Here is an 8,538-nt window from a genome sequence, read left to right as displayed (position 1 = left end):
TTGCACCTTCGTCGCCATAGACTGAAGCGATTGCCGGTGTCATGTCGAGTGCGTTTTGTTTGAGTGCTGCTTCGTAGTATTCTGCATCTTTCGAACCATCATATTGTTTTTTCATGTCCATGACGGCAAGCACGAAGTGCTCAGAAAGCAATTGGTCGAGTGTCGCACGAAGGTCTGCTGCTTTCGTTTTGACCGTGACGTTTTTTGCTTTGTCCTCATGCATCATGTCGTCTGAACCGCCTGACGCGAATGCTGCCGTCCCTGGTAATACGAGTGCTGCTGCCATTGCTGATGCTGCGAATTTTTTAGTGTGTTTCATCTGTAATCATCCTTTCAAATTTGGGTTTTATTTTAACCAATCTGGTAATTCATTTCCTCATCGTTCTGAACAGCGTACGCATCCGGATTTCGTTTGGATTTAAAAAGTTTTAAAAAGTTTTAAAAAGTTGAAGAAAATCTGAAATGTATTTTAATGCGTGTTTGTTCTCGTCTTGCTTGCCGTTCTGTGTAGCTTACGCATGAGCAGTGGGAATGGATTTAAAAAATGTAAAAGAATCTCTAAAAATATGGGAAAGTATTTTTTCTTTCCTTATATACACAATACGAAATTTTTTTATATGTTGTTGGATTCATCATGTTACACTTAAAAAAAGAATGACATTGTAGCTAAATCGGAACTATTTAATACCAGGTACTAATATGCTATACTGTTCTTTAGACTGACTCAATGAAAGGTGATCAAGATGGTACAAAATCAAGCAGGAACGGGTCAACCGACACGTGAACGTCTGAAGCGACATCAAAACGAGTCGAATCAGGAACAGCAAGAAAACCCGGAGCAAAAGCAACGGAAACGTCTTCGTGAGTATTCATCACGCCGGGTACCGATCCTTGTTCGTTTATTGATCGTTCTCGTCCTTGTCGTGATTGCACTGGTTGTTGGCGCGATGGTTGGTTATGCGACATTTGGTGGTGGTGAAGCGATGGACGTCCTGAAAATTGAGACGTGGACCCGCATCACCGATTTTTGGATGAAAGCGTAGATTAATCAGTGATTGGAGCTGTATATATGTATACAATCGAACAAATTAAGGAAGTTATCCCGCACCGTTACCCGTTTCTACTCGTCGATCGCATTCTTGAGGTCGAGGAAGGTAAGCGAGCGGTCGGAATCAAGAATGTTACGGCGAATGAAGAGTTCTTTAATGGGCATTTCCCTGACTATAACGTCATGCCGGGTGTTTTGATCGTCGAGGCGTTGGCACAAGTAGGTGCATTCGCCGTCTTGAAGATGGAACAAAACCAAGGGAAACTCGCATTCTTTGCGGGAATCGAGAATTGCCGTTTCAAGCGTCAGGTCGTACCAGGTGATCAGCTCCGACTGGAAGTTGAACTGACGAAACTGCGTGGACCAATCGGTAAAGGGCGTGCTACAGCTACGGTCGATGGGGAAGTCGCCTGTACTGCAGAACTTACTTTCGCGATTAAGTGACCGTGCGATGAAACGCTGGTTGATTCCTCTAGCAATTTCTTTATTAATCATTCCCGGGTGTCAGCGTGCTGACGAGGTGAAGACGGCTTCCCCGACGGTCTTCATTGATCCTGTCAAACGCGCCGGACAAACGGAAAACATTTCAGCTCAAATCTCCTTGACGGAAAAAGACCGGATGCGTCTGACGATTCGGACGGCAAACGATATCCGTCTTGATGACCAGCAAGTCGACATTCGACTCGACGTCGCCAACCAATCGATTCCATTCCCGTTCGTTTCGTTCGAAGCGAAAAAAATGGGTGAGGTTCGGACGTACACGGCAGATACGACGGTCGAGGATGACGTCTTCAAGGAAGACCGTCTACCGGTCCTAATCATCGATGCCGGTGCCGGACGTGGGATTGAGATTCCGCTTGAAATTGTGCGTTAAATGATGAAGAAGCATACGATAACGATCGGTTTCCCCCGGTTATCGGATGCTTCTTTTTTGATGTTTTCGATAGCGTGAACAGGGAAACAAATTAAAGTAGCACATATAACTCACTATCCAAGGAGGAATCCATCATGTCTGAAAACCATCAAGCCGTCCTAACAGAACTAAATGCCTGTATCGTGGCCTGTAACGAATGTTTCGATGCCTGCCTTAATGAAGAGCATGTCGGACACATGACGAACTGTATCCGTCTCGACCGCGATTGTGCCGATATCTGCAACCTGCTCAGTCAAGCAATCGCCCGGAACAGTCCGAACGTACCGGTCCTCGCGCAAGCTTGCGTGGAAATTTGTCGCGCGTGTGCCAAAGAATGTGCAACTCACGACCATGACCATTGTCAAAAATGCGCGGCTGCCTGTGAAGCATGTGCGAAGGCATGTGAATCACTCGTCTAAACCGAATCATCAAGGCTATCGATCGCAAAAAAGCGAGCCGGTAGTCTTTTTTTAGATAGAAGCAGACAATTTCAGATTTAAGTGGTTTATTTTCCCTGCATTGTTTAAGATTTAGGGAGAACTTATTTTTAGAATGGAGCGAACACTTACATAATGCGAAAACTTGGAATGTACCTTGTAGTACTCGTACTCAGCTTTAGTCTGATTCAGCCAGTCCAGGCGGCGACCACTTGGGACGTCACGGGAACGGGAGCCAATCCCTACACCTTGACCTTTACAGGAGACGGCACCGTCAATCTCAAGTCAGAAACAGAACTCGTCTTCGAAGACGGCGTGACAGGACAAACGATTGATGTCGCGAAAACACCGGTCGTGACATTCACGGCAACGACTGCACCGACCGTCACCGTCGTTTCGGCTGACGATTCAAAAACGATTGTCATCAAATTCGGACGGGAAGTCGTTGAAGAACCGACGACTGAGGAGCCGGTAACGGAGGAACCGACGGCGGATGAGCCGACACTAGAGGAACCGGTCGAAGAACAGCCTGTCAAAGAAGCACCAGCCAAAGAAACAGCGGTTGAGACGGCGACGATTACCGGTCTTGCTTGGTATGATGAAAACATGGATGGGATTCGGCAACCGGACGAGCGTCTGATTGATGACTTGAGAATCCTGTTGCTCGATCATGATGCGGATGTCGAAGAGGAAATCACGACCAAGGACGGGAAGTACACGTTTGCGAACTTACTGCCAGGTGACTATACGCTGGCGGTCGACGGCTACGATCTCGGTTATTACAACAATTCACCGCAGCATGTCGGAAAAAATCGTACGGTCGACTCCGACTTTGATGAAGTCGACAGTTTGGTTGACCTGACACTTAAAGCAGGGGAAGTCGCTGTCGTCGATGCAGGGATGTATGGGGACGAAGGAGACGAAGATTTCTCGAATCTCGTCACGATTGCGAACTTTGTAGATGAGAACGCGAACCACGAACCGGATGGAGCGGAAATTTCAGTGCCTGCGACGTATACGGTGACGGATACGATTACGGGCAGTGTCGTCTACAAAGATAAAGTGACGGCGGAAGAAGCCATGCTCGTCGTACTCGATCCGGGCAACTACATCATCAAGACGGAACTTCCGGCAGGATACACCGTCAAAACGATGCATCGGACCGCGATTGACAACCTGGATAACAGTGAGTCGTTTTCAACGGCGAAGTCAAAGGCCGGCATGAAGGCGATGGCGGAAGAGGCGGCGGAAGACGTGTTCGCAAAAGGTGAGTTCGCCCGCCTATTCAAGCACGAAGCCCCGGGAACGATCATCAAGCTGACGGAAGAGACGACGGGTTTCATGATCATCATGGAGGTCGTCCGGACGAAAGAAGCACCGGCGGAACCGGTCAAACCGAATGAAACACCGACGAAGGTGACGACAACGAGTGAAACAAAAGCCGACGATGTGACGACAGGTCAATTGCCGCAAGCGGGCGAAAGCAAGCCATTCCCATTCGCTGCGACGGGCCTTGGCATCGCGGTTGTCGGACTGTGGTTAATGGTACGTCGAAACGGATAATTCCTCCCTCCTGGACTGAACGCGTCCGGGAGGGTTTTTCGTGTGTGTGTATAAATTGACACACACGCACACATGTGTGTATAGTTGTAGTATCAAATGAACAGAAAGAGGGATGACGATGTTAACGACGAAACAAATCAGTGAATTGTTACGAGTATCGGAAGAGACGGTCCGTCGCTGGATCCGGACAGGCGAATTGCATGCGGAACAGGATGGAAAAGGGTATCTGGTCGATGAACTCGCCCTCAAGCGGCTCGTCGATGAAAAATCACAAATCCCAGGGACGGCGATGAATAAAATCCTTCCGATCATCAACGACATGTTTGGTCCGGAAGCAGCGAAGTTCGCGAAATCGAACTTGTTTGACCCGCTCCGCCAATCGATGGATCAGACGACCGGAACGGTGCCGCCGAAACCGGAAGCGACGGCAGAATCGATTGCCGAGCAACTCAGTCAGCTGAAGCGGAAAAAACGCCGTCTTGAGCTCGAACATGAATTGAAGTTGCTTGAGATTGAAGAAAAAATCGTAGCGCTCGAACATAAAGCAAACAATTTATGAGGATGGAGACTCCCCTGAACGATAGGGGAGTCTTAGTATGTAGATAAAGTACTATCGGGAGAAAGCGTCTGTTTTCGTTGCTTTCCTCGGGCGAGGCGCAAGCCGTTGCTCCTTGGATCCTAGCGGACAATGAGCAGGGTCTTGCCTGCCTCTAAAAGTGCGTTAAAAACGCACTTTTCCCCGTAGGAGTCAACGAAACGTGACGCTTTTAGGCAATACCGTGACGGATTGCCTCTCGTTATAACTTGTTCACGCTTCATAAAAATGTGTCTACACGCTGAGACTACCCCCGAACGACAGGGTAGTCTTTTTTTCGTCCTGAACAAAAAAGACAAAGTTCACAGAGGTGAGCTTTGTCGGCTGGCGCGTCCCCTTCCTTCAGGCAGAGGGCGGTAAGATGTTTTTTTGTTTTTTCTTCCGGCGCCAGTACCAATACCCAAGTCCGAGTGCGATCGGAATCGCGGCCAGATACGGGTTGGCTTCTAGATAACTGATGATCTCAAACAGCGCGAACCATCCACTGAGTAAGCCGAGGATGAGTAAGATCGTCCGGATGGCTTCAGGAAGCTTCCGGATACGATATGCGAAGAGACAGACGAGGCTGAAAATGATAATCGCCACGGACATTCCTCCCATTCCCATGACTAGTATAGCGTATTCGAAAAGCTTTTTCGATGCACAAATCTTTCATCCTCCCGTATAGTGGAGACAGAGAAACTAACGAAGGAAGTGATTGCATGCATCTAACGGTGATTGGGACAGGGTATGTCGGTCTCGTAACAGCGATCGGATTAGCAGATACAGGGCATGAGGTGACGTGCGTCGACTTGAACGCAGAGCGGATGGACCAGCTCAGCCGCGGGATTACACCGATTAAGGAGCACGGGATTGACGAAGCCTTGGCGAAAAATCAAAGTCGATTGACCTTCACGACGGACTATCCCGTCTCGGACATCTACCTCGTCGCCGTCGGTACACCGGAACGGGCAGACGGCAGTTGCGACGTATCGGCCGTCGAAGCGGTCGTCGGATTGATTGAATCCATCAGTCCGGGGGCATCGGTCGTCCTGAAATCGACGGTTCCTCCCGGGACGACGGAACGGTTAAGTACAGAGCATCCGTCGCTCCGTTTTGCGATGGTCCCGGAATTTTTGCGGGAAGGAACGGCCCTTGCCGACATGCGTCAACCGAGCCGGATTGTCATCGGGACGCGCGATGCGTTGCTTGCGCCGCGGCTCGAGGAATTGTTCAAGACGACGGATGCACCGGTCGTCCATGTCGACCCGACGACGGCTGAATTGACGAAGTACGCGGCGAATAGTTTCCTTGCCGTCAAGATCAGCTTCATCAATGAAATCGCCCGTCTTGCCGATCAGGTCGGCGCGAACGTCGATGACATCGCACACGGAATCGGACTTGACCCGCGGATCGGTCCCGCCTTCCTCCGGGCCGGAGCAGGCTACGGCGGCTCCTGTTTCCCGAAAGACATCGCCGCTTTGACGACACTTGCGAAAACGCATGATACACAGCTGCACGTCATCGAGGCGGCAGACCGGACAAATGAGGATCAGCTGACGTATGTCTTTGAGAAAATCAAAGCGAAGCGAGGGACAAAAGTCGCGTTGCTCGGTCTTGCCTTCAAACCGGGTACTGATGATTTACGTGACGCCCCCGCGTTACGGTTAGCGGAGCGACTGAAGCAGGTCGGTGCCGTCGTGACAGGTTATGATCCGGCAGCAACGACATTGCTCAACCAAAAGCAGACGGTCGAAGAGGCGTTAGCAGGAACGGACGTCGCCGTCATCATGACGGAGTGGGACGAAATCAAACGGATTGAGCCCCGTGTCTTCGAACAACAGATGCAGACGGCCCGTTTGATTGACGGGCGGAACTGTTGGCACTATTTCGAGTCACCAGGTGCCGTCCAGTACGAAGGAATCGGGCGTCCCCGTCAGACATTTTCGAACAATCCTACGAACTGACCTGTTATATAGGGTGAATCCATCGCGGATTCATCCTATTTTTTGTGCAGAGGAGACGAAACATGAAAATCAACTACTTTACGGTCCAACCGAGCGGTAAAAACGGTCAGCTCGAGACACATCTCTTACCGGCCGACTGGCATCAAGCAGTCGATGAAGAGTGGTCGCGGGCGATTCATTACGGGGCAGGATTGATTCAAGTGACGGACAATGGGGTCGAGTTGCGGATTCCAATCGAGTTCGGATTCGGATATGTCCTCCAGTACATCCGTCAGTTCGTCGAAGCGGAACGGCAGACGAAGCGGGCCCGTCACCTGTTGCAACGACAACTTGACTGGATTGGGCGGGGGCTGTCCTTACGTTTGCAACGAAAAGGTGCAATTATCGAATTGACTGCTGGACAGACATTCTGTTTTAAACGCGAATCGTTCTTATTGGCTTGTGAAAAGAATCTGTTTCTAAATTAAGAGTGAATTTATCAAGAAATAGTTCCCTTTTTATGTAAGTGGTAGTAATCTTTCTGTTTCCTCTTTCGTTATACTAAAAAAAGATATAACAGATAAAAGAGGGGGAAATATGATGAACAAACGATTTAAACAAGTAACGGCGCTCGTCACAACGACTGCCTTGGCACTTAGCTTAACGTCACCATCACAAAACGTGTTCGCAGCGGAAGTTTTACCGCTCGATGGTACTGTTGCGGGTACTTTAAAACAAGAACAGGAAATTGTATATGATTTCTCGTTGAAGAAGTCCGGAAACATGTCGTTCGATATCAGCTCGTTCGTTCAAGAAGCAGATTTCGAACTATATGACGATCAAAATCACCTCATCATGAGCGAACTGATGACAAGTGATGGAAAGACGCCGGAACATGAAAGAAATGCGTATTATTTAGAATCGGGCAACTATCATTTCGTGATTTCAGATTCCTCTTACTCAAGAGAAACAGGCAACTATACAGTCAAAACAGCATTTAAGGATGCGAATGCAATGGATCTTGAACCGAACAACGGGACGAGCGAAGCACAAGCACTGCCGTTCGGTGCGAAGACAATCGGCTTGATTTCAGAGCAGGACGATCGTGACGTCTACAAAGTTGTACTTCCGCGTGCGGGGAGCTTGAGTTTGGACTTTTCTTCGTATGCCCAGGAAGGATTAGAGATCACCCTGACGGATAGTTACAATAAGTCGATTTTTAATGATTATGTAAATAGTACGGAGACGACGCCCGGAAAATTACTCGAGTCGACTGATTTAGAGGCCGGAACATACTACGTTTCAATCGACCGTTCTTATGTAAGCGATACAGGGATCTATAATCTTCTCGCGAGCTTTAAAGCTGCCGGAAATAATGAGTCGGAACCGAACAATGGTGTGGTCGAAGCTCAAAAACTGGCGCTTTATAAAAAAATGACGGGTTTGCTATCATGGAATGACACAGACGACTACTATAAAATCGTGCTTCCGAAGAAAAGTACCGTCACCCTCGATTTTTCTTCGTATATTTATCCGGACGCCTTGATTGAAGTGATTGATACGCGAAACCAGAGTCTGTACGTGGAAGATGTTTGGGGAAAACGAAATACGGCTGGACGGACTGTAGAAAAACGAACGCTTTCTAAAGGGACGTACTACGTCCATGTTTCGAGTGATTATACAGGAATCTACAAGCTCCAAGTTAAATCAAGCCATCTGTTACCGGCGTTAGCCGTCAATACGGTCAAGAAGAGTGCGACGAGCGTCAATGGGAAAACAGAAAAAAATGCGGCTGTATCAATGATGATTGGCAAGAAGACCTATAAAGGAAAAGCCAATGCTAAAGGACAGTTCAAGCTGAAGATCGCAAAACAAAAAGTCGGAACGACGATTAAAGTCACGGCAAAAAATAAATACGGGACGTCAACAAAAGTCCTGAAAGTAAAGAAGTAATTAAATAAAAAAATATACTGTACCGTTAAATGGAATCCGGTATACCAGAGCCCAAAGTCAATTCGACTTCGGGCTCTTTTTATATCCTGACTACCAGGGGGAAT

10 protein-coding genes and 1 pseudogene are annotated in these 8,538 nt (G+C 48.4%); 9 read left to right on the top strand and 2 right to left on the bottom strand.

All coding sequences use genetic code 11. The features are described from left to right. Positions 1-319, bottom strand: a pseudogene (locus tag KNQ04_RS03630) (copper amine oxidase); the annotation flags it as partial. 424 nt (positions 320-743) lie between these two features. On the opposite strand from KNQ04_RS03630, the gene KNQ04_RS03625 reads away from it, so the two are divergent. The 6 genes from KNQ04_RS03625 (at position 744) to KNQ04_RS03600 (ending at position 4,520) form a co-directional block, all read left to right on the top strand. After that, complete coding sequence (locus KNQ04_RS03625) at positions 744-1,043, top strand: DNA-directed RNA polymerase subunit beta (protein ID WP_214847360.1); 300 nt, start codon at positions 744-746, stop codon at positions 1,041-1,043. Positions 1,044-1,069: 26 nt separating this feature from the next. Then, positions 1,070-1,492, top strand: coding sequence for a 3-hydroxyacyl-ACP dehydratase FabZ (fabZ, locus tag KNQ04_RS03620; protein ID WP_012371522.1), 423 nt, complete (start codon positions 1,070-1,072; stop codon positions 1,490-1,492). A 7-nt stretch (positions 1,493-1,499) separates the two neighbouring features. Next, entirely contained in the window at positions 1,500-1,922 is a 423-nt protein-coding gene (locus KNQ04_RS03615) for a hypothetical protein (RefSeq protein WP_214847358.1), read from the top strand. A gap of 134 nt (positions 1,923-2,056) precedes the next feature. Next, positions 2,057-2,380, top strand: coding sequence for a four-helix bundle copper-binding protein (locus KNQ04_RS03610; RefSeq protein ID WP_214847357.1), 324 nt, complete (start codon positions 2,057-2,059; stop codon positions 2,378-2,380). Between the two features lie 153 nt (positions 2,381-2,533). Beyond that, positions 2,534-3,961 carry an SdrD B-like domain-containing protein gene (locus tag KNQ04_RS03605; protein WP_214847356.1) on the top strand — a complete coding sequence of 476 codons (1,428 nt, stop codon included), beginning with the start codon at positions 2,534-2,536 and terminating at the stop codon, positions 3,959-3,961. A 118-nt stretch (positions 3,962-4,079) separates the two neighbouring features. Beyond that, positions 4,080-4,520, top strand: coding sequence for a helix-turn-helix domain-containing protein (locus KNQ04_RS03600; protein WP_214847355.1), 441 nt, complete (start codon positions 4,080-4,082; stop codon positions 4,518-4,520). A gap of 378 nt (positions 4,521-4,898) precedes the next feature. Here the strand turns inward: KNQ04_RS03600 and KNQ04_RS03595 are convergent, their stop codons facing one another. Further along, a complete protein-coding gene (locus tag KNQ04_RS03595; protein ID WP_251136831.1) occupies positions 4,899-5,147 on the bottom strand; it encodes a hypothetical protein in 249 nt (82 codons plus the stop codon). A gap of 110 nt (positions 5,148-5,257) precedes the next feature. On the opposite strand from KNQ04_RS03595, the gene KNQ04_RS03590 reads away from it, so the two are divergent. The 3 genes from KNQ04_RS03590 (at position 5,258) to KNQ04_RS03580 (ending at position 8,434) form a co-directional block, all read left to right on the top strand. Beyond that, a complete protein-coding gene (locus KNQ04_RS03590) occupies positions 5,258-6,502 on the top strand; it encodes a UDP-glucose dehydrogenase family protein (RefSeq protein ID WP_214847353.1) in 1,245 nt (414 codons plus the stop codon). Between the two features lie 62 nt (positions 6,503-6,564). Continuing rightward, positions 6,565-6,969 (top strand): hypothetical protein, encoded by a 405-nt coding sequence (locus tag KNQ04_RS03585; protein ID WP_214847352.1) that lies wholly within the window; start codon positions 6,565-6,567, stop codon positions 6,967-6,969. A gap of 112 nt (positions 6,970-7,081) precedes the next feature. Further along, positions 7,082-8,434, top strand: a complete 1,353-nt coding sequence (locus KNQ04_RS03580; RefSeq protein ID WP_214847350.1) for an Ig-like domain-containing protein — start codon at positions 7,082-7,084, stop codon at positions 8,432-8,434. The last annotated feature ends 104 nt before the right edge of the window (positions 8,435-8,538 follow it).

Origin of the sequence: Exiguobacterium sp. s193 (genome assembly GCF_018618755.1) — a bacterium.
In the GTDB taxonomy this organism is placed as follows: domain Bacteria; phylum Bacillota; class Bacilli; order Exiguobacteriales; family Exiguobacteriaceae; genus Exiguobacterium_A.
This window is presented reverse-complemented; position numbering and strand designations above follow the sequence as displayed.

What these genes read in the sequence shown, in the direction of transcription:
- KNQ04_RS03625 (WP_214847360.1), top strand. Translation starts at nt 744, where the DNA reads ATGGTACAAAATCAAGCAGGAACGGGTCAACCGACACGTGAACGTCTG.
- fabZ (WP_012371522.1), top strand. Translation starts at nt 1,070, where the DNA reads ATGTATACAATCGAACAAATTAAGGAAGTTATCCCGCACCGTTACCCG.
- KNQ04_RS03615 (WP_214847358.1), top strand. Translation starts at nt 1,500, where the DNA reads ATGAAACGCTGGTTGATTCCTCTAGCAATTTCTTTATTAATCATTCCC.
- KNQ04_RS03610 (WP_214847357.1), top strand. Translation starts at nt 2,057, where the DNA reads ATGTCTGAAAACCATCAAGCCGTCCTAACAGAACTAAATGCCTGTATC.
- KNQ04_RS03605 (WP_214847356.1), top strand. Translation starts at nt 2,534, where the DNA reads ATGCGAAAACTTGGAATGTACCTTGTAGTACTCGTACTCAGCTTTAGT.
- KNQ04_RS03600 (WP_214847355.1), top strand. Translation starts at nt 4,080, where the DNA reads ATGTTAACGACGAAACAAATCAGTGAATTGTTACGAGTATCGGAAGAG.
- KNQ04_RS03595 (WP_251136831.1), bottom strand. Translation starts at nt 5,147, where the DNA reads ATGTCCGTGGCGATTATCATTTTCAGCCTCGTCTGTCTCTTCGCATAT.
- KNQ04_RS03590 (WP_214847353.1), top strand. Translation starts at nt 5,258, where the DNA reads ATGCATCTAACGGTGATTGGGACAGGGTATGTCGGTCTCGTAACAGCG.
- KNQ04_RS03585 (WP_214847352.1), top strand. Translation starts at nt 6,565, where the DNA reads ATGAAAATCAACTACTTTACGGTCCAACCGAGCGGTAAAAACGGTCAG.
- KNQ04_RS03580 (WP_214847350.1), top strand. Translation starts at nt 7,082, where the DNA reads ATGAACAAACGATTTAAACAAGTAACGGCGCTCGTCACAACGACTGCC.